This is a genomic window from Mycobacterium sp. NGS48, from assembly GCF_059812585.1.
The window spans coordinates 504,126-524,290 of record NZ_JCALCY010000001.1; the positions used below are offsets into that span (position 1 = coordinate 504,126).

The 20,165-nt window shown below is 66.0% G+C and carries 20 protein-coding genes; 12 read left to right on the forward strand and 8 right to left on the reverse strand.

Annotated elements, in window-relative coordinates; translation table 11 throughout:
- The first annotated feature begins 27 nt into the window (after positions 1-27).
- The 4 genes from AC5Y42_RS02495 to AC5Y42_RS02510 are packed head-to-tail and all read left to right on the forward strand — an operon-like array spanning position 28 to position 4,227.
- On the forward strand, positions 28-657 hold the full coding sequence (locus AC5Y42_RS02495; protein ID WP_499895510.1) for a TetR/AcrR family transcriptional regulator: 630 nt from the start codon (positions 28-30) through the stop codon (positions 655-657).
- The gene (locus tag AC5Y42_RS02500) at positions 654-1,895 is read left to right on the forward strand and encodes a metal-dependent hydrolase family protein (protein ID WP_499895512.1); all 1,242 of its coding nucleotides are present in this window, start codon (positions 654-656) and stop codon (positions 1,893-1,895) included. Before AC5Y42_RS02495 ends, AC5Y42_RS02500 begins: the two co-directional genes overlap by 4 nt.
- Positions 1,892-3,127, forward strand: a complete 1,236-nt coding sequence (locus tag AC5Y42_RS02505) for an XdhC family protein (protein ID WP_499895513.1) — start codon at positions 1,892-1,894, stop codon at positions 3,125-3,127. Before AC5Y42_RS02500 ends, AC5Y42_RS02505 begins: the two co-directional genes overlap by 4 nt.
- A gap of 11 nt (positions 3,128-3,138) precedes the next feature.
- On the forward strand, positions 3,139-4,227 hold the full coding sequence (locus AC5Y42_RS02510) for a Glu/Leu/Phe/Val dehydrogenase family protein (protein WP_499895514.1): 1,089 nt from the start codon (positions 3,139-3,141) through the stop codon (positions 4,225-4,227).
- Here the strand turns inward: AC5Y42_RS02510 and AC5Y42_RS02515 are convergent.
- Positions 4,183-4,632, reverse strand: coding sequence for an Lrp/AsnC family transcriptional regulator (locus AC5Y42_RS02515; protein ID WP_499895516.1), 450 nt, complete (start codon positions 4,630-4,632; stop codon positions 4,183-4,185). The two genes, AC5Y42_RS02510 and AC5Y42_RS02515, sit on opposite strands and share 45 nt — an antisense overlap.
- Positions 4,633-4,789: 157 nt before the next feature.
- Here AC5Y42_RS02515 and pdhA point away from each other — a divergent pair, with 157 nt between their 5' ends.
- The 4 genes from pdhA to lpdA all read left to right on the forward strand — a co-directional run bounded on the left by pdhA (position 4,790) and on the right by lpdA (position 9,578).
- Complete coding sequence (gene pdhA, locus AC5Y42_RS02520; protein WP_499895848.1) at positions 4,790-5,905, forward strand: pyruvate dehydrogenase (acetyl-transferring) E1 component subunit alpha; 1,116 nt, start codon at positions 4,790-4,792, stop codon at positions 5,903-5,905.
- A gap of 5 nt (positions 5,906-5,910) precedes the next feature.
- Positions 5,911-6,903 carry an alpha-ketoacid dehydrogenase subunit beta gene (locus tag AC5Y42_RS02525; RefSeq protein WP_499895517.1) on the forward strand — a complete coding sequence of 331 codons (993 nt, stop codon included), beginning with the start codon at positions 5,911-5,913 and terminating at the stop codon, positions 6,901-6,903.
- 150 nt (positions 6,904-7,053) lie between these two features.
- Positions 7,054-8,214 carry a dihydrolipoamide acetyltransferase family protein gene (locus AC5Y42_RS02530; protein ID WP_499895518.1) on the forward strand — a complete coding sequence of 387 codons (1,161 nt, stop codon included), beginning with the start codon at positions 7,054-7,056 and terminating at the stop codon, positions 8,212-8,214.
- Positions 8,214-9,578, forward strand: coding sequence for a dihydrolipoyl dehydrogenase (lpdA, locus tag AC5Y42_RS02535; RefSeq protein WP_499895520.1), 1,365 nt, complete (start codon positions 8,214-8,216; stop codon positions 9,576-9,578). The genes AC5Y42_RS02530 and lpdA overlap by 1 nt, the downstream gene beginning before the upstream one ends.
- A 56-nt stretch (positions 9,579-9,634) precedes the next feature.
- Here the strand turns inward: lpdA and AC5Y42_RS02540 are convergent, their stop codons facing one another.
- Positions 9,635-10,042 carry a type II toxin-antitoxin system VapC family toxin gene (locus AC5Y42_RS02540; protein ID WP_499895521.1) on the reverse strand — a complete coding sequence of 136 codons (408 nt, stop codon included), beginning with the start codon at positions 10,040-10,042 and terminating at the stop codon, positions 9,635-9,637.
- Positions 10,039-10,305, reverse strand: coding sequence for a type II toxin-antitoxin system Phd/YefM family antitoxin (locus AC5Y42_RS02545; RefSeq protein WP_499895523.1), 267 nt, complete (start codon positions 10,303-10,305; stop codon positions 10,039-10,041). Before AC5Y42_RS02545 ends, AC5Y42_RS02540 begins: the two co-directional genes overlap by 4 nt.
- Before the next feature lie 179 nt (positions 10,306-10,484).
- Between AC5Y42_RS02545 and AC5Y42_RS02550 the strand changes: the two genes are divergently transcribed.
- Positions 10,485-12,080, forward strand: coding sequence for an FMN-binding glutamate synthase family protein (locus AC5Y42_RS02550; RefSeq protein ID WP_499895524.1), 1,596 nt, complete (start codon positions 10,485-10,487; stop codon positions 12,078-12,080).
- A 72-nt stretch (positions 12,081-12,152) separates the two neighbouring features.
- On the opposite strand, the gene AC5Y42_RS02555 is transcribed toward AC5Y42_RS02550, so the two are convergent.
- Positions 12,153-13,316: an FIST signal transduction protein gene (locus AC5Y42_RS02555; protein WP_499895525.1), complete on the reverse strand. Its 1,164-nt coding sequence runs from the start codon at positions 13,314-13,316 to the stop codon at positions 12,153-12,155.
- Between the two features lie 58 nt (positions 13,317-13,374).
- Here AC5Y42_RS02555 and AC5Y42_RS02560 point away from each other — a divergent pair, with 58 nt between their 5' ends.
- From AC5Y42_RS02560 to AC5Y42_RS02570, 3 genes are read left to right on the forward strand one after another with little or no spacing between them, the layout of a single operon-like run.
- Complete coding sequence (locus AC5Y42_RS02560) at positions 13,375-14,070, forward strand: YwaF family protein (protein WP_499895849.1); 696 nt, start codon at positions 13,375-13,377, stop codon at positions 14,068-14,070.
- 21 nt (positions 14,071-14,091) lie between these two features.
- Positions 14,092-14,334 carry a type II toxin-antitoxin system Phd/YefM family antitoxin gene (locus AC5Y42_RS02565; protein ID WP_499895527.1) on the forward strand — a complete coding sequence of 81 codons (243 nt, stop codon included), beginning with the start codon at positions 14,092-14,094 and terminating at the stop codon, positions 14,332-14,334.
- Between the two features lie 3 nt (positions 14,335-14,337).
- Complete coding sequence (locus AC5Y42_RS02570) at positions 14,338-14,751, forward strand: PIN domain-containing protein (protein ID WP_499895529.1); 414 nt, start codon at positions 14,338-14,340, stop codon at positions 14,749-14,751.
- A 104-nt stretch (positions 14,752-14,855) separates the two neighbouring features.
- Here AC5Y42_RS02570 and AC5Y42_RS02575 read toward each other — a convergent pair whose 3' ends face one another.
- The 4 genes from AC5Y42_RS02575 to cmtR form a co-directional block, all read right to left on the reverse strand.
- A complete protein-coding gene (locus AC5Y42_RS02575) occupies positions 14,856-16,859 on the reverse strand; it encodes a glycoside hydrolase family 172 protein (RefSeq protein ID WP_499895850.1) in 2,004 nt (667 codons plus the stop codon).
- 155 nt (positions 16,860-17,014) lie between these two features.
- Positions 17,015-19,330, reverse strand: coding sequence for a heavy metal translocating P-type ATPase (locus AC5Y42_RS02580; RefSeq protein ID WP_499895531.1), 2,316 nt, complete (start codon positions 19,328-19,330; stop codon positions 17,015-17,017).
- Entirely contained in the window at positions 19,314-19,604 is a 291-nt protein-coding gene (locus tag AC5Y42_RS02585) for a DUF1490 family protein (protein ID WP_499895533.1), read from the reverse strand. Before AC5Y42_RS02585 ends, AC5Y42_RS02580 begins: the two co-directional genes overlap by 17 nt.
- Before the next feature lie 28 nt (positions 19,605-19,632).
- The gene (gene cmtR, locus AC5Y42_RS02590) at positions 19,633-20,028 is read right to left on the reverse strand and encodes a Cd(II)/Pb(II)-sensing metalloregulatory transcriptional regulator CmtR (RefSeq protein WP_499895535.1); all 396 of its coding nucleotides are present in this window, start codon (positions 20,026-20,028) and stop codon (positions 19,633-19,635) included.
- Positions 20,029-20,165: the final 137 nt, after the last annotated feature.

Consider the following 20,165-nt stretch of genomic DNA (forward strand, 5'->3'; position numbering starts at 1 on the left):
GCGTCCAAACATGCCAGACTCAGCGGTGTGACGACGCGACAAAGCGATCTGCAGGCGCGGCGGCGCGAGCATCGGCGAAATGCCCGACGGCGGCTACTGGACGCCGCCCATCGGCTGCTGGAGAACCAACCCTGGGCCGAGATCTCGCTTGACGACATCACTTCCGCGGCCGAGGTTGCCCGGACCGCGTTCTACCGCCATTTCGAGGATCGTCAGCATCTGCTGATGGCGATGCTCGACGACGTCGGTCTGGAGTTGGGTCATGTCGCCGACGAGTGGATGGCCGATAGCGACGATCCGGCCGCCGAGCTTCGGCACAGCCTGGCCGACCTGACGGCGATCTTCGTCGAACATGGTCGGCTCATTCAGGCGATCTCGGATACCGCGCGGTACGACTCGGAGATCAGCGAGCTGTATGCCGCTCTGGCCGAGGGTCTGGTCACGGCGACCGCGCGCCGCATAGAGGCGGACATCGCGGGCGGCCGCAGCCAAATTGCGCAGCCGCGCGAGGTGGCGCGGGCGCTGACATGGATGAACGAGCGCTACCTGCTGGCGTCGTTCGGGCAGCGGCCGTTCGCCGATCCCGCCGCCGCCACCGAGGCGCTGACCACCATCTGGATCAACACGCTTTACCGGCCATCGGCGGAGGGGCCGTGAGCCCACGGCTGCTGGTCCACGGCGGCTGTGTCTTTGATCCGGTCTCCGGAACGGCGGCCCCCGCCGATGTGGTCATCGACGGTGAGCATGTCGTCGAGGTAGGGCCGGGTCTGGACGGCGACACCGCCCTGGACGCCACCGGGCACCTGGTGGTGCCGGGCTTCATCGACTGCCACGTTCATGTCACGCTCGACGATGTCGACGTGCTGCGGCTGATCCAAACCCCGTTCTCGCTCAGGTTCTTTCACGCCGTCCGCAACCTGCGGCTGACGCTGCACGCCGGCGTGACCACGATCCGCGACGCGGCCGGCGCGGACCTCGGTGTCAAACAGGCGGTGGCCACCGGCGTGATCGACGGCCCCGACATGCAGATCGCGATCGGAATGCTCAGCCAGACCGGCGGCCACGCCGACGAATGGATGCCATCGGGGGAGTGCGTGCACGCCCTGTGGCCGCCCTATCCGGGCAGCCCGTCGACGATCGTCGACGGCGCCGACGAGATGCGCCGCAAGGTCCGCGAATTGATCCGGGCCGGAGCCGATGTCATCAAAGTCGCGACGACCGGCGGGGTCATCAGCGCACGCAGCGACCCACGGCGCGCGCATCTGGCCGCCGACGAACTGGCAGTGATGATGGCCGAGGCCCGAGCCGCGAGAGTTCATGTGATGGCGCACGCGCAGGGCACCGACGGCGTCAAGAATGCAGTGCGCTGCGGTGTCCGCTCCATCGAACACGGGGTGCATCTCGACGAGGAAGCGGTTGCGATGATGGTGGAGCGCGGAACCTGGTTGGTGCCAACACTATCGGCGCCGCGCGCGCTGCTGCAGATGGTGCAGACGGGAGCCGGCGTCACGGAGGCCACCCGGGCGAAGGTGGCCGATGTGGTGGAGGCACACGACGCATCGCTGCGGCTTGCCCACGCGGCCGGGGTGCGCATCGCGATGGGAACCGACGCCGGGATCGCACGCCATGGCGACAACCTCGCCGAGCTCGAACTGATGCACCATCAGGGTCTCTCGGCAGTCGAGGCGCTGCGCGCCGCGACGACGTCGGCCGCCGAATTGCTGGACGTCGGTGATGATATCGGCGAGCTGGCGCCCGGCAAGCGGGCAGATCTGGTGCTCTTGGACGGCACCGACATCGGCGTGCGCGGTCTCTCCGAGCGAGTACGGGCCGTCATCCACCGCGGCGCTATCCATCTGGACAAGATCCGCGCGCGGGTGGCCGAGTACGCGTGAACGAGGAAATTCGCCGGCGGTGGCTGCGTGGCGAAGGGGTCGTGGCAGCGACCGTGGTCCGGACATGGGATTCGGCGCCCCGGCCGCCGGGGGCGATGATGTTTGTGGCCGAGGATGGCTCGGTCGTCGGCAGCGTGTCCGGCGGATGCGTCGAATCGGCGGTGTACGAACTGGCACTGCAGGTGCTCACGGACAGAGTACCGATTATGCAGCGTTTCGGATTGGCCGACAACGTCTTTGAGGCCGGTCTCACCTGCGGTGGCTCCCTCGAGGTATTCATTGAGCGGATCGACCGCGACAGCTATCCGGAGTTCGGCGAGGTGGTCGGCCCGACGCGGGGGCCGGTTGTCGTCGCGACCACCATCCGGGCGATGGATCCGGCGTGGGTAGGCCGGCGACTGGTCGTCCGGCCCGGGTCGATCGGCGGATCGCTGGGCTCGGCTCGCGCCGACGCGGATGTGGTGCGGATACTGGGCGATACGCTACCTCCGGCGGTGCTGCGCTACCGCCCGCCGGGCGGCGGTGTCGATGACGAACTCGAGATCTTCGTATCCGCGCATCGCGCGCCGGCCCGGATGATCGTCTTCGGGGCGATCGACTTCGCCGCAGCCACCGCGGGAATTGGCTCGTTTCTGGGTTATCACGTCACCGTTTGCGATGCCAGGGCGGTATTCGCCACACCGGCACGGCTTCCCGACGCCGACAACGTCGTGGTGCAGTGGCCGCATTGCTACCTGCGGGTGGAGCGCGATGCCGGTCGCGTTGATGGTCGTACGGTCTTGGTAGTGCTGACCCACGACCCGAAATTCGATGTGCCCCTGCTCGAACTCGCCCTGCGTGACGAGGGTTGGGCGGAGCGACCGGCGTATGTGGGTGCGATCGGTTCCCGGCGGGCGCATGCTGATCGGGTGGCTCGGTTGCGTGAAATCGGGCTGACGAACCGGGAACTCGACCGACTACGCGCGCCCATCGGTCTTCAACTCGGTGCCATCACCCCGGAGGAGACGGCTGTTTCGATCGCCGCGGAGATCATCGCGGACCGCCGTGGTGGGAGCGGTGGTCGCCTGACCGGGACGGCCGCGCCCATTCATCCGTCGGCATCGTCGCAAAATGCCCTACGCGGCGGAGTCGCGGACCGAACCGGTGAACATGATGCTCTCCCCGGCCGCGAATCTACACAATGTGTACCTGCTTATGCGCATGCAAATGCAAACACACTTCTCAAAGCCTAACGTCTGTGGACATGACCTTGGACGATGTGTTGCGCTGGGACGGCGAATTGACTGTGACCCGGCACGACCCCGAGACCGGGGCGTCGTTTGTCATCCGGGTGGACTCGACACGGTTGGGGCAGGCCGCCGGTGGCACCCGCGCCGCGCAGTATCCGTCGCTTGCCGGTGCCCTCGATGATGCCGGGAAACTCGCCGGGGCAATGACGTTGAAGATGGCGGTGAGCGAACTTCCGATGGGCGGCGGCAAATCCGTGATCGCGCTTCCGGCGCCGCGCAAAGACATCGCCCCGGAGACGTGGCAGCGGATCCTGCAGCTGCATGCTGAGAACATCGACCGGCTCAACGGCACCTACTGGACGGGGCCCGACGTCAACACCGACTCCGCGGATATGGACGTCCTCAACGAGACAACGGAATTCGTCTTCGGCCGTTCGGCAGATCGCGGTGGTGCCGGGTCCAGTGCCGTCAATACCGCGCTCGGGGTGTTCGAAGCGATGAAGGCCACTGCCGCCCATGCCGGCCTCGGAGCTCTCAGCGGACTGACCATTCTGATCCAGGGACTCGGCGCAGTCGGCGGCCACCTGGCCACGTTGGCCGCAGAATCCGGCGCACGATTGTTGGTTTCGGATACCAACTTTCAACGGATATATTGGGCTCGTGAATTCGGTTTCGCGGTGGTAAAGCCCGAAGCGGTGTCGACGACGCCCTGCGATATTTTCGCTCCGTGCGCGATGGGCGGAGTCATCGACAGCGCCACTGCCGCCCGGCTGACCACCTCGGCGGTCGTCGGCGCGGCGAACAACATCCTCGCGGACGAGCGTGCCGGGGCCGTCCTGCGTGAGCGCGGCATTCTGTATGCGCCCGACTTCGTCACCAATGCCGGCGGCGCCTTCCACCTCGTCGGCCGTGAAGTGCTCGGCTGGGACGACGACACTGTCGCCCAGCACACCGGTCGAATCGGCGACACCCTGATCAAGGTCTACGCGATCAGCGAGGCCGAAGACATCACCACCGACGCCGCCGCGCAGATACTGGCCCACCGACGGGCTGATCGTTCAAAACCATTCGGTCGGCAGGCCATTCCACTCCTCGAACACTAGCCAGGTGCGGGTTGATCGGATGCCGGCCATGCCGTGCAACCGTTCCAGCACGACGGTACGCAGCGTCGCGTTATCCGGGGCGCGGACCACGACCAGCACGTCGAAGTCGCCGCCGACCAAGGTGAACCGCTCGACGAACTGCAACGTCTTCAACTGCTCCGACAGGCCACGCCAGGCATCCTGCTGAATGGACAGCGCGATCAGCGCCGACGTCGCAAAGCCCGTTCGCTCCAGATTGATTCGCGCGGTGAACCCCTCGATGATCCCGCGCTGCTCGAGCCGTTCGATCCGCGAATACACATGGGTCCGAGAGATGTGGGCGCGTTTGGCCAACTCCAGCATCGACACCCGGCCGTCCTTGACCAATTCCCGGATCAGCCGCCGGTCGATATCGTCCAACTCCATGTGTTCGCCCCCTCGCCTACTTCAGTCGGTTATGTGAACAGTATGCACGCGTTCGGCGTCTGTATAAACCAATACATCTCCAGAACCGCGCCTGGTAGTGCATCGGTGACTATAAATCTCGATCATTGGGAGGCAAGTAGACAACGTGGAGGCAGCGGTGACGGTGGTCGAGCAGATCGGCGTGACATACACGAATTTTCTCCCCGCCGACACGCCCGTGCAGTACCTCGACCCGACAGGACAGCTGACCGACAGCCCCGCGAGATACCCCCGACCGTCCGGTCAACGTTTGATCGACATGTATCGAAACATGGTTTTCGGACAACGTTTTGACGAACAAGCGACCGCGCTGACCAAGCAGGGCCGGCTGGCCGTCTATCCGTCCGCACGCGGACAGGAAGCCTGCCAGGTCTCCGCCGCGATGTCGCTGCGGGCCGAGGATTGGCTGTTCCCGACCTACCGCGATTCGATGGCGTTGGTCACCCGCGGGGTGGATCCGCTCGAGATCCTCAGCATGCTGGCTGGTGATTGGCATTGCGGCTACGACCCGGTACGCCACCGCTGTGCGCCGCAGTGCACACCGTTGGCCACCCAACTCCTGCATGCGGCTGGGCTGGCGCATGCCCAGACGCGCAAGGGCGCCGACGCGGTGGTGCTGGCGCTGTGCGGTGACGGGGCGACCAGCGAAGGCGACTTTCACGAAGCGCTGAACTTCGCAGCGGTCTTCGGTGCACCGGTGATCTTCCTGGTGCAAAACAACGGGTTTGCGATCAGCGTGCCGTTGGCGGGGCAGACGGCGGCGCCGTCGTTGGCGCACAAGGGAGTCGGATACGGCATCGGCAGTGAGCAGGTCGACGGCAACGATCCGATAGCGATGCTCGCCGTGATGGACGAAGCGCGCAACTACGTACTGCAGGGCAATGGCCCCGTCATCGTCGAAGCCCACACCTACCGGGTCGAGGGGCATACCAACGCCGACGACCCCACCCGGTACCGCACCAACGACGAAGTGGCGCACTGGCGTACCAAGGACCCGATCGCCCGGCTGGAAAGCTACCTGCGCGCCGAGAGCCTGATCGACGACGCGCATGTCAGCGCCATCGCGGCCGAGGCCGAAGACCGCGCCGCGGCGCTACGGGCCGGGATGAACACCGAACGCCAAACCGACGCCGACGACCTATTCCGCTACGTCTTCGCCGAACCGAGCAGTCAACTGCGTGAACAACAACGCCAGCTACGCGCGGAATTGGCCGCCGAGGCCCGGGAGGGCTGACGGACATGACCATGATGACCATGGCGCAGGCCCTCAACACCGCCCTGCGTGATGCGCTCGACGAGGACGAGTCGGTACTGGTATTCGGCGAGGATGTCGGCGAACTCGGCGGAGTCTTTCGGGTCACCGACGGACTGACCAAAACATTTGGCAGAGAACGATGCTTCGATACCCCGCTGGCCGAATCGGGGATCATCGGGTTTGCCATCGGCATGGCGATGGCCGGCTTTCGGCCGGTGGTCGAGATGCAGTTCGACGCTTTCGCCTACCCGGCTTTCGAGCAGATCGTCTCCCACGTCGCGAAGCTCAGGAACCGGACCAGAGGAGCGCTTTCGGCTCCGATCGTGATCCGCATCCCGTTCGCCGGCGGTATCGGCGGCGTCGAGCACCACTGCGACTCCAGCGAGGCTTACTACGCGCACACCCCCGGGCTCAAAGTCGTTGCCCCGGCGTCGGTCGCGGACGCCTACAGCCTGTTGCGGCAGTCCATCGACGATCCCGATCCGGTGGTGTTCCTCGAGCCCAAACGGCTGTACTTTTCCCGCGCCGACGTCGAGCTCGAGCGCGGAGTCCCGATCGGACGCGCGCGAATCCTCCGGCCGGGACGCGACGCCACGCTGATCGCCTACGGCCCGGCGGTCGATCGGGCGTTGCAGGCCGCAGAGGCGGCCGCCGACGACGGCCGCGACATCGAAGTCGTCGACTTGCGATCGATCGTTCCGTTCGACGACGAGACCGTCGCGGCATCGGTACGCAAGACCGGGCGATGCATCGTGGTGCACGAGTCCCAAGGATTCGCCGGCGTGGGAGCCGAGATTGCGGCCCGCGTTCAGGAACGCTGCTTCCATCATTTGGAGGCGCCGGTGCTGCGCATCTGCGGATTCGACATCCCCTACCCACCACCGAAACTCGAGCGATTCCACCTGCCCGGATGCGATCGGATCCTCGACGCGGTCGATCGGCTGCAGTGGGATGACCGCATCCACATCGTCGCCTGAAGGGAAAGGGAGTGAATCCGTGCTCACTGCAATCGGATCGTTAGGGTTGATGCTAGTGCTGGTGCTGTTCCCGCTACTCATCCCAGCGCTCGTCACCATCGGGCACGCTGTCGGCTCGGCGCGGCTTCGCCGCACAGAGGGGACGCCCTAGTGGCCGACCAGACGTTTCTGCTTCCCGACCTCGGTGAGGGCTTGACGGACGCCGTCATCGCGGAGTGGCGGGTGCAGGTCGGCGACACCGTGGCGGTCGACCAGGTGATCGTCGAGGTGGAAACCGCCAAGGCAGCCGTCGAGGTCCCGGTCCCGTTCGCGGGCACCGTGATTGAACTTCACGGCGAGATCGGTTCGACTCTAGCCGTGGGTACGCCGTTGATCACTGTCCGCGCCGAGGAGCAGGCCGGCTCGGGCAACGTACTGATCGGGTACGGCACAAGCGAACCAGAGCGTCCTCGTCGACGGCGCACGCCGGTGGGCCCGACGAAGGTGATCTCACCAGTGGTCCGTAAATTGGCCCGTGACAACGGGGTTGACGTCACAAGCCTGCCGGGTACCGGCTTCGGCGGCGTCATCACCCGAGCAGACATCGAGCGCTCGCTCACCCAGCCCGAAACCAGCAGTCACGACGAACACCGCACCCCAATCACCGGAGTGCGCAAAGCAATTGCGGACAAACTCTCGACCAGTCGCCGGGAGATTCCGGATGCCACCACGTGGGTCGACGTCGACGCCACCGGGTTGCTGGACGCCAGACAGTGCATCCAGGACGCGGTGACGCGCAAAGTCAGTCTGCTGGCGCTACTGGCCCGGTTCGCCGTCGCGTCGCTGCGGCAGTTCCCCGAGCTGAACTCGTCGGTCGACACCGCGCGCTCGGAAATTGTTCGCTACCGGCACGTCAACCTCGGAATCGCGGCGCAAACCCCGCGTGGACTGATGGTGCCCGCTATCGAAAACGCCGACCAGCTTGACCTACTGCGGCTCTCGGATGCGTTGACCGAAGCAACGGCGATGGCCCGAGACGGCAAACTGCCACCCGCTCGGCTGACCGGGGGGACTTTCACCCTGAACAATTACGGCGTCTTCGGGGTCGACGGATCTACCCCGATCATCAACCATCCGGAAGCAGCAATCTTGGGTGTCGGCCGCATCATCGACCGGCCGTGGGTGGTCGAAGGCGAAGTGACCGTGCGCAAGGTGACGCAAGTGTCGCTGAGCTTCGATCACCGGGTTTGCGACGGCGGCACGGCCGGCGGGTTCTTGCGGCTGTTCGCCGATTTCATCGAGAACCCGATCGCGGCGCTGGCACGGTTGTGATGGCTGATTCCGACGTGCTGATCCTCGGAGGCGGCTCGGCGGGCTACGCCTGCGCGTTACGGGCCAGCCAACTGGGGCTCTCCGTGACCCTGATCGAGGCCGACCAGGTTGGTGGTACCTGTTTGCACCGCGGCTGCATTCCCACCAAAGCCCTGCTGCATGCCGCCGAGATCGCCGACGTGACCCGCGCGGCCGAATGCGTCGGTGTGCAGGCAACGTTGACCGGCATCGACATGACGGCTGTACACGCCTACAAACAGTCGGTGGTCGACCGGCTACACACCGGACTGCATGGGTTGATCGATCGTCGTGGTATCACCGTCGTGCCCGGTAACGGCCGCTACGTCGGAAATCGCACGGTCGTCGTGGACGGCAACCGTTACACCGGCGGTGCGGTGGTGCTTGCCACCGGTTCGGCTCCGCGAGCCATCGCGAACATCCGGATCGGTGATCAGATCATCGACAGCGATCACGCCCTGCAGCTACCCGAGATCCCGCGGACCGCGATTGTGTTGGGTGGCGGCGTGATCGGTGTCGAGTTCGCCAGCATGTGGGCGTCGTTCGGCGCCGCGGTGACCGTCCTGGAAGCCATGCCGAGGCTGTTGCCGGGGGAGGATGAGTGGACCTCGAAGATGCTCGGCCGGGCCTTGCACCGGCGGGGTATCACCGCCAAGACCGGCGCCGCCGTCACCGGGGCAAAGCAGCACCGTGCCGGCGTAGCAGTGGAATTGGCCGACGGCGAGGTCATCGAGGCCGAGGTGCTGTTGGTCGCTGTCGGCCGGGAGCCCAGATCGGCCGGGTTCGTCGAGGCGGGAATCGAGATGGATCGGGGGTGTGTGAGGGTCGATCACCGGCTGGCGACCAACCACGCCGACGTCTACGCGGTCGGCGACCTGGTGGCCGGGCTACAGCTGGCCCACCGCGGATTCGCGCACGGCATCTACGTCGCCGAACAGATCGCGGGCCAAAGCCCGGTGCTGACACCGGATTATCTGATTCCGCGGGTGACCTACTCACACCCGCAGGTCGCGTCGGTGGGACTCACCGAGGCCGCGGCGCGCGAGCAGTACGGTGACGTCACCACGGTCGTCTATGACCTCGGCGGCAACGGCAAGAGCCAGATCCTGCGAACGTCCGGCGGAGTCAAGGTGATTCGACGCGGCTCAGCTTCGGGCTGCGGACCCGTGGTCGGGGTGCACATGGTGGGTGATCGGGTTGGCGAGCTGATCGGAGAGGCTCAGCTGATGGTTGCTTGGGAAGCATTGCCGACGGACGTCGCACCGCTTGTGCATGCGCACCCCACCCAGAACGAGGCGCTGGGCGAAGCGATGCTGGCATTGGCCGGCTCGCCGCTGCATGCCTAGCGTGTGCGGCTCATTCGGCGAACAGCGCCATCGACGCGGTCAAGGTACGCAACGAGCTATCCCGGGCCCGTACGCATGCCCGCCGTCTTTGCAGCACGAAGCAGTTCGTCGTCGTACGCGACAAGGACATCCGCGCCGACGCGCATGGCGACCGTGAGGTGGATGGCATCGAGTGTGCGTAATCTGCCTGGCGCATTCGGAGCATCGTCGACGTCGGTCGAGTCCACTGCCACCAGGTTCACCAACGACAAGAAATCCTCTGCCGCGTCGATACCGATCTCTGGTTGGCGGTTGGCCTGGCAGAGGATTTCGGTCCGCAACAGAGCCGACGACACGATCGTGTGCCCCTGCTTCGCCAACCGATCGAGGTATTGCTGGGTATGCCGGGTCAGGGTCGCGATTTCGGGATCTGGTCCAATTGTCAAGACCCGCAGCGCGGCCGAGGTATCCAGGTAGGCGATCACTCGCCCCGCATCTCAGACAGCACATCGAGCGCGTCGCGTTCTGACCGAGACGCGCGGATGTCGGAGAACCGCCTGGCCCTGCCCGGCCGCGCCACGCGCACCCTGCCGGCCGCGACCAGGCGTTCATAGGGAGTCGCGGCGGGCGGGATCAGCACGGCCACAACTTCGCCATGGTTGGTCACCTCGATGACCTGGCCGTTCTTGACGTCATCGAGGATCTGTGACGAGTTGTTGCGGAGCTCGCGGTGCGCAATCCTTCGCACGACACACCTTCCTTCATCACGCGTAGCAATCGTAGCAGTCATCACCTTGGCTCGCACTCAGTCAGGTAGCCCGCACCGCCGAGTGCCGCCGAACTCTGCTCGACCCGACCCGAACACGGTTGTCTGGGATGCTGAGCGAAGAGCGGAGCCACCGTTCGTCCCGCAATGCAGGGAGGCGCATGTACAGGTTTATCGCGATCGTCGCCCTCGGTGTCGTCGCCGTGTTCGCGGGCGTGGCCATGGAAGTCAACTCGTGGGCATGGTTGTGGTTGGCGCTACCGGCCGCGCTGTTGTTCGCCGTCGGCCTTTACGACCTGGTCCAGCCCTGGCATTCGGTGTTGCGCAACTACCCCGTCCTGGGGCACATGCGGTATCTGTTGGAGGCGCTTCGGCCCGAGTTGCAGCAGTACTTCATCGAACGCAACTTCGACGGGCGCCCCTATGACCGCGAGCGGCGATCGATCATCTACGAACGCGCCAAGGGCATCCACGGCGAGCAGGCCTACGGCACCGAGCGCGACATCGAGGAGGTGGGCTATGAGCACCTCGCGCACTCCGTGGCGCCGGTACCCGTGCCCGATGAGCCTCCTCGTGTGCTGGTGGGCGGGCCCGACTGCGGCCGCCCCTACTCGATGGCGTTGCTCAACGTCTCGGCGATGAGCTTCGGTGCGTTGTCGGCCAACGCCATTCGCGCGCTGAACAAGGGTGCGGCGCTGGGAGGGTTCGCGCACGACACCGGGGAGGGCGGCCTGACCCCCTACCATCTGGAAAACGGTGGAGACCTGGTGTGGGAGATCGGATCGGGCTACTTCGGCGCCCGCACCCCCGATGGTCATTTCGATCCGCGGCAATTCGCCGACAAGGCCTCGCACCCGAACGTCAAGTGCGTGTCACTCAAACTCAGTCAGGGCGCCAAGCCCGGGGTGGGCGGTGTCTTGCCGGCCGCGAAAGTCAGCGACGAGATCGCCCGCTACCGCGGTGTTCCGGCCCACGAGAAGTGCGTCAGCCCCGCCTTCCACTCCGCCTTTTCCACGCCCCGCGAGCTGATCCGGTTCATCGCCCGCATGCGCGAGCTCGCCGATGGCAAACCGACGGGTTTCAAACTGTGTGTCGGCACCCGCATCGACATTCTGGCGATCTGCAAGGCGATGCTCGACGAGGGCACGGCCCCGGATTTCATCATCGTCGACGGCGCCGAAGGTGGCACCGCGGCTGCGCCCCTGGAGTACGAAGACCACGTCGGCATGCCGCTCACCGATGGGCTGATGACTGTGCACAACGTGCTGGTCGGCACCGGTTTGCGAGACAGGATCAAGCTCGCCGCCAGCGGAAAGGTCGCCGGCGCCACCGACATCGTCAAACGACTCATTCAGGGTGCCGACTACACCAACGCTGCGCGCGCCATGATGATGGCCGCCGGCTGCATCCAGGCCCAGCGTTGTCATACCAACACCTGCCCGGTTGGCGTGGCGACCCAAGACCCCAAGCGGGCGCGGGCGCTGAACGTTGCGGACAAGAGCCTGCGCGTGCAGCGCTACCAGGAGGCGACGGTCAAGCAGGCGATGCAGATGATGGCCTCGCTGGGCGCCCACCAACCCGACCAACTCGCACCGCACATGCTGCGCAAGCGCATCGCTCCGTCCATCGTTCGGTCCTATGCCGAGTTGTACGAATGGCTCGAACCCGGCCAGCTTCTCTCCGAGCCTCCCGAGTCGTGGGCCGCAGCCTGGTCGGCATCGAGTGCCGACACGTTCGTGCCCGCGGTGTCCACGTGACGCATAGGTCAACATGTTCGCACCGGTCGGTCTGACCAATCCAAGGTCCACCTGCGCGGGCGACTAAGAAGGTCAAACGCGTTCCCATTCGGCGAACAGCGCCATCGACGCGGTAAATGTGTGTAAGGCGTTGCGCCCGGCGATCGGGCCGATCTCCCCGCCGGCGAAGAACCCGGCGAGCGGAATCCCGCCCAGGAGGTCGGTGATCGTCGACGCATCGTGATCGGGGGCCCCGAACATGCGCCGCCCGCGTCCGGTGCAGGTGAACAACAATCCGCCCACCGGGCGCCCGGGAAGCTGCGCCAGAGCTCGCTCGACGGTCTGGTGCAGATCGTTATTGGCCCCTGCTGCGTCTCGGACCTGGAACTGCACCGTGGCGCCGACCTCGACCAGCTCGCCGACTTCGATCGCCCCGCTGGCCGGGTCGGCGCCAAGCAGTCCGCGGATCAGGAAGTCGCCCTGACCGGGCGTGGCCAGATGCTCGTCGCCGACGATGCCGATCTGCAGGCCGGTGCTCACCAACTCTTGCTCGTCACGCGGCATCCCCTCGACGATTTCCCGCAGCCGCTGCATGGGCGTTTGGCCGCCCAGCTCGGTGATCACGTCGTCTTGGGCGCCGGTGACGATATACGGGTGGCCGATCGGCCGGCAGCCCTGCGACACGACCGGGACCGCCTGCGCGCCGGGCAGCCGCACGCCGACGAGCCCGGAGCTCAGCACGTCGTGGTCGCGGAACAGGCGGGTGTCGCCCGGGCCGCGCCCACCGCTGACCACGCCGCCCACCACGCTCGTTCCCGGCAGGTCGGCATTGAGGTGCTCGATGAGCAGGTGCGCCGGGAAGGTGTACGGGTCGGGCAGCAGCAGATGCAAATCCATTGCGGACCGGTCGAATTGGTAACCGGCGAGCAGCGCGCCGGAGCCGGTGCGCACGAAGTCCAGTTCAAACGTCTCGGCGGGCAGGCCCGAAGCCAGCCACACCGCCACCGCGGGCTGGTCCTCCATCTCATGGCGGCCGGCGACCACCGTCTGGGCCACGCAGCCAATCAGCGCGGGCGGCGCCAGTGTCTCCTGCACCGCGCCCAAGACATCAGCAGCCTTGTCGGTATGGGATTGCGACGCGAGCAGCACGGCCAGCGACGGCGCCTCGCCCGCCAGCTCGTCGCGCGCCTGCACCGCGGCTTGCACCGCGGCCCGCCGCCCGTCGGGCACGCTGGACACCCCGACTCCGATTCGCACCCTCCCATGATGCGCCGCCCGCGGCTAAGCGGTGGTCATGGCCGGTTCGGGGACGACAATGATGAGAGTGTTCTCCGTACAACGGGAGTTCACGGCGTACGGCCCGTCGTATTGGGCCGTCATCGCTGTGTTCGTGATCGGCTCAGCGCTTCTTGTCTGGGTTGGGCGCTCGCAGACCGAAGCGCAATCCCGGCGCCTGGGCCGCATCCTGGGGGCGGTGACTGCCGCGATATATGCCACGGTGCTGGTCTATTCACTGGCGCCGCCGACCATCAGCGCGTCGGTGCCACTTCGTCTTACCGATCTCGCGACCATCGCGGCGGCCTACGCGTTGTGGTCCCAGCGACACTGGGCTTTCGCGCTTACCTACTACTGGGGTCTCACGTTGAGCATCCAGGCGTTGATCTCACCGGTTCTGAAGAGTCCGGATTTCCCCAACTACGAGTTCCTCGGTTTTTGGGCGATTCACCTGCTTGTCGTCTGGGCGGCAATCTATCTCACGTGGGGCCGGAGGAAACGGCCCACGTGGCGCAGCTACCGCTTTGTAGTAATGGTCACGGTTGTTTGGGCAGCAGCTACCTTCACGTTCAACAGCATCGCGCGCACCAATTACGGCTTCCTGAACGGAAAACCGCACACCGCGTCCCTATTGGACGTATTGGGTCCATGGCCGGTGTATCTGCTGACTGCGGCGCTGCTCATCGTCGTCGTGTGGGCTCTGATGACTTGGCCGTGGGAGCGACCGTCCAGGTAGCACTTCTGCTACCATCGGGCTATGGAGACCATCCCCCAGAAGGAACTCCGCAACAACGTCGGGGAGGTATTGCGCCGGGCAGAAGCGGGCGAAGAGATCACGATCACCGTCGCAGGCCGGCCGGTGGCACGGCTTGGGCCGGCCATGCAGAAGCGATGGGTCAGTGGTCCGGCGTTACGCGCGGTCTGGCGCACCCCGGCGCCGAGAACACTGAGCGAAGACCTCGAGCGGTTTCCCGCGTCGATTGCTGATCCGTTCGAGTAGCCGATGCGCGCAGTCGTTGATACTTCGGTCCTTATCGGTCAAGATCCGCCATCGCAGGTCGAGGCCGCCATCAGCGTTGCGTCGATTGCCGAACTGCACTTTGGCGTTCTTGTCGCCCGCGACGACGACGAACGTGCGGTGCGTACCGCGCGGCTGGGCGCAATCGAGTCCGCATTTGATCCCCTTCCGGTCACGGTTGAGATCGCGCGAGAATGGGGTCGGCTGTCAGCGGCCGTGAGTAACCGGGGCGGTCAGCCGCGGCGCCGCGCAGTGGATCTGGTAATCGCTGCTACGGCAAACGTTTACGGCATACCCCTGCTCACCCACAACAGCGGTGACTTTCGGATCATCGCTGATCTCGTTGACGTTCGCCAGCCATCGGAGGTTCGGCCACCTGAGCCGGAAGCCGACGAGTAACCACAAAACCGTGCTCGCCCGGGCGTGCCGCTGAAAAGTCGCTCAGAGGCGGGCATTTCGCATAGTGGTCCGGCAACGTGACTGGTGTGACAGAGGTGACCAAATCAACCCGTAAGTGCGTCTATGCGGTAGCGGCTGACGGTCCAGGGCGGAGTGCCGCGGATAGGCGTGATCGTGACCGTTATGCGGTCTTTGCCGGCCGTGAGCGACTCAGGTACGAGGAAGGTGTCATCGAGCCAACGGTGAAAGGTGTTGCCGCGCGGCTGTAACCAGATCCCGGCAGGCATTCCGTCTATGGCAACGTCTGCTGACTGATAGCCCGTTGCTTGGTCCGACATGCGGCGCAGCAGGACACCGTGGCTGTCCGCGCGGAGCGCGACGTCGAACGTCATTGCAGCGCTGGTGGCGCGTACCGATCCGGCGACCGGGCGGGCGTCCTCGCTTCCCTCGTATGTGCTGATCAGCAATTGGTCAGTGGCGCCATCGTCGGTGTAGATATGCAGGATTCGGCTCACCGGATCACTGGGGTAGATCTCGTCGCTGAGCGTGGTGGTGTCGTTTGGTTGCGTGTAGAGGAATGCGGTTGAGCTGTAGGCGGGTTGAACCATGTTGCGTTTGCCGTGCTCAATGCCGAATCGCAGTGCGGAGTGGTAGCCGATCGCGTCGGCGAACATGAGCCGATAGGCGGAGACACAGTAGCCGGCGCATCCGCCGGTGGCCGTGCGTTGATCGGGCTGGCCGGTGAGCGGGGCGCTGAACTGCGTGCCGCCCTTGAAATACCAACCGCCCTCGTAGAAGTCCTCGGTGCCGGTGCCATACCACTGCGGGGATGCCGACCCGTCGGTGTAGACGCGTTCGGCTCCCTCGAGAAAGTAAGGGGCATCGGCGCTGAACGCCGTTTTGATTCCCGAACCACTCATGGTCTGGCTGACGCCGACGAATTTGCCGTGACCGTGTTCGTCGGCGAACAACCAGTCCTGATCGGGCATCGTCGGACCGGCATGCGAGCGCGCGGTGAAGTAGCCGACGCGTCCGCGCTCGAGCGCAGACCCCCACTGCGGGTCGGGTGTGGTCACGACGTCGCTGTCGATCCCGGGCACGGGGTTGCCGGTCGTGTTGACCAGAGTGATGTGGGCTGTGCGGGCGAACGGCATTGGCCACCACTCCGACAACGACAACGAACCCGTGGGTTGTGGGATCGCTGCGAACATCAGCGATTGCACGGTGGTGACGCCCAGCCCGGCGCCGAAGAATTCCCCAACTGGCGAGTCGACCATGGTTTGGCCGTCGAACTCGATCCGGAGCCGCAATCCGGCCAGGAGTTGATCAGTCGGTTCCGGCAGCTGTAGCTGCAGCGCCGAAATCATGGCCGACCCAGTGGATTCCGCGAGTATCGACTCAGCATTGGCGGGAAGCGCGATGAGCCGGTGGGTATGTGTTGCGATAGCTGGTGCCGGTTTGGGATCGACGGTGCCTGCGGTCCGGAGGGATGCAAGCACATCGAGCGCGGGATCGGCAGTCGAGAACGTGGTGACCCCGTCGGCGGTGGAAAACCGGCGATAGTCGACGTGGTAGTACTCCAAATTCGATGCGACGCTGATCCGCATCGACTTCCGGTACGGCATCGGCACTTTGATGTACACGCCGCCCGGCGACTGTGCAGCGTTTGCCACCAGCGGCCAGACGAATGGCGCACCCAGCGCGCCATCGACCACCGATTGCAGTGGCGCGTCGACTACCGTCTGCCCATCCAGCTCGATGCGCAGCGTTCCGATCGCGCGCACATCGCCGCCGTCGCGGGTGAACCAGATCGAATCCACCTCTCCGGCACCGCGATCCTCTGCGATGACGCAGCCGGCACCACCGGACGCCAAACAGCCGCCGGTGCCGTTCCGATTACCGGTGGAGACATCGAAATCACCGCCGCTTCGATCGAAGCTCGACACCTGCAGCGTCTGAGTATCGGCGCTGAGATACGGCAACCGATCCAGTCTGCGGTAGGTGTCCCAACCCACCAGCCTTTCGCTGGGTGCCGTGATGACCGGCTCGGCAGGTGCTGCGGCCGCGGCAGCAACACCGGTAATCCAGAGCAGCAGTAATGCGCAAATCGCAGAACCCGCCCGACCAGCCACCGGCACAGCACCAAAGGCTACGGTTCCGGGGGATTATCCGCCCCCAATTTCCGCCGCGGAGGGCCTCACCGTCGAGGTGAGTTATTGACCACATCATTACAGCACCGGTCGCGACAATTGCCGTCCCGCCGTTACTTCGGGCCGTGTCGGGTATCTTGCGTTGCGCCGGTCAGCGCTTTGATGCGTCCGGCGCGCACGCCGTTGGCGATGACGACGACCTCGGCGAGCTCGTGCACGAGCACGACCGCGGTCAGGCCGAGGGTTCCGAACACCGCCAGCGGCATCAACACGGTGATGATGCCCAGGGAGAGCCCCACGTTTTGCAGCATGATCTGCCGGGAGCGGCGGGCATGCCGCAGTGCCTGAGTCAGGTGACGCAGGTCTTGACCCATCAGGGCGACGTCGGCGGTTTCGATGGCGACGTCGGTTCCCATGGCGCCCATTGCGATGCCCAGGTCGGCCGCGGCCAGGGCCGGAGCGTCGTTGACGCCGTCGCCGACCATCGCGGTGGGACGCTGGGCGCGCAACTGTCCGACCAAGTGAGCTTTGTTCTCGGGGCGCAGCTCGGCGTAGACATGCTCAATTCCGGCCCGGGCGGCCAACGCGGCGGCGGTGGCGTGGTTGTCGCCGGTGAGCATGCACACCTGGTAGCGCTCGGCGTGTAATTCGGCGATGACTTCGGCGGCCTCCGGGCGCAATTCGTCCCGCACGGCAATGGCGCCGAGCAGCTGCTGGTCCCGTTCGACGAGAACTACTGTGGCACCCGCGTATTGCATGCGCGTCACGTGATCGGTGAGGTCGCCGGCGTCGAGCCAGCCCGGCCGGCCCAGCCGGACGGCATGCCCGTCGAGGTGGCCGGTCAGCCCGGAACCGGGGACGGCCTGCACGTCACCGGCGGCGGCAGTCGGCGCTCGGGTTGCGGCGAGGACGGCCGCGGCCAAGGGGTGTTCACTGCGGGCCTCCAGCGCGGCCGCCACCGCCAGCACCTGTTCGCGGGTGGCGCCGTTGGTGGTCGCGACGTCGATGACGATGGGCCGGTTGGCCGTCAACGTTCCCGTCTTGTCCAGAGCGATTTCGCCGATGGTGCCCAGGGCTTCGAGCGCGGCGCCGCCTTTGATCAGCACACCGAATTTGGCGGCGGCGCCGATGGCCGCCACCACCGACACCGGCACGGCGATGGCCAGCGCGCACGGCGAGGCCGCGACCAGCACCACCAGCGCGCGTTCGATCCACACCACCGGGTTGCCGAAGACGCTGCCGGTCCCGGCGATCGCCGTCGCGGCGATCATGATGCCCGGCACCAGCGGTGCCGCGATGCGATCAGCCAACCGCTGGCTGCCCCCTTTGCGGGCCTGCTCGGCTTCCACGATGTGCACGATGCGCGCCAGCGAGTTGTCCGCGGCGGTCGCGGTGACCTCGACCTGCAGCACTCCGGGGCCGTTGATCGAGCCGGCGAACACGTCGTCACCCGGTCCAGCCTCGACCGGCACCGATTCGCCGGTGATCGCGGAGACGTCCAAGGCGGTGTGCCCGACGCGGATGATGCCGTCGGTGGCCAGGCGTTCGCCGGGCTTGACGATCATCTGATCGCCGACTTGCAGGTCGGCCGCGGCCACCACAGTTTCGGTACTCTCGCGCAGTACTGTGGCCTGCTCCGGAACCAGTGACAGCAGCGCGCGCAACCCGCGGCGGGTACGCGCCACCGCGTATTCCTCCAAACCCTCGCTGATCGAGAACAGAAACGCCAACGCGGCGGCCTCGCCGACCTGACCCAGCGCGACACTGCCGGCCGCCGCGATGGTCATCAGGGTGCCGACGCCGATGCGGCCCTGGGTCAGTTGCCTAACGGCGGAGGGCACGAACGTCGACGCCCCCACCGCGAGCGCGAGGGCTTTGAGTCCCAGTGCGACCGGCCCGAGCGGGCCGATCCATCCGGCGGCCACCGAGGCGGATAACAGTGCCCCGGACAACGCAGCCCGTCGAAGTTTGCCGACGTGCCAGAGCCGCTCCGGCTCGGGCCCGTTGTCGTCGTGCTCGCAGCCGCAGGCATCGACCATCACGCCCGGCCGGCGGCCATGCACGTCGCGGTGCGAACCCGACCGCACCCGCACGGCCCAGTCAACGATTTTCTGCACGACGTCGATCGTGAAAGTATCAGCCGAGTGCGGGCCACGCGGGGGCGCCGACGCCGCGAGCTGGTGCTGGGCATCGGCGATCGCCGACAGGACGGCAGCGGTGTCGCAGCGTTCAGGCGAATACCAGATCACCACCGATGCCGTGCGCGGATAGGCCTGCACGGCTTGCACACCGGTGACGTGGGCGACCGTGTCCTCGATCGCGACAGCCCGACCCGCGTCGAACTGAAAACCCTTGGCGCGCACACGCATCCGCCCCGCCGCGACAGATACGACGGTCAGCTCGGCCTTGGCATCAACAGCAGTCGTCATCGTCTGCCTCAGCAGCGGCAGCGGCCACCGGGAAGGCGTCGTCACCGATGCGTTCACGCGCCTCGGCGACCACGTCGGCGACTTTCAGCCGGGCCGACTCCGCTGCCACCTCGGCCCGTCGAGTTCCCCGCAGGCCCCACTCCGTCGCCGTGACCGCAGCCCGGTGAACCGGAGCCCTACCCACCGCCCTGCGGACCACCTCATAGGCACTCACCCCAACCAGACCGGTGAACACCGTTCCGGCCGCTTTAGCCAAAAGCCTCTCAGCAACCACTGCTGATTCCTCCCTTTTGTTCTGCGCCTCAACGCGATTCAGCCAACGAGCCTTCGACGGCAGGGGATCGTTGCCGACTGGCGTCTCCACCGACCCCGTGGGCGCCGTGCTCGGCGGCGCAGGGCTCATCGGTATCGACCGCCAGAACGACCTGGACCAACTCTCCCAACGCGCGGGCAAGGTGACTGTCGGCAAGCCCATAGCGAACCTGCCGGCCCTCATAGGTGGCGACGACCAATCCGCAGCCTCGTAAACACGACAGATGGTTGGACACGTTCGATCGCGTTAACCCGAGATGTGAAGCCAGCTGGCCGGGATAGCAAACGCCATCCAGCAGCGCCACCAGAATCCGGCACCGCGTCGGATCAGCCAGCGCCCGGCCCAGTCGGGCCAGCGCCGATTCCCGGACCCCACACGTCAGCATCGGTTAAACAGTACAGTAAGCGCTGATATAACGCTATGGCCTCTCTGGGTACTCGTCGTCGACATCCCTTACACCGTCACCGCACGGGCTGGCAGCCGGCAGGGCGGACACTCTGACTGCGGTCCGCACCCTCCCAC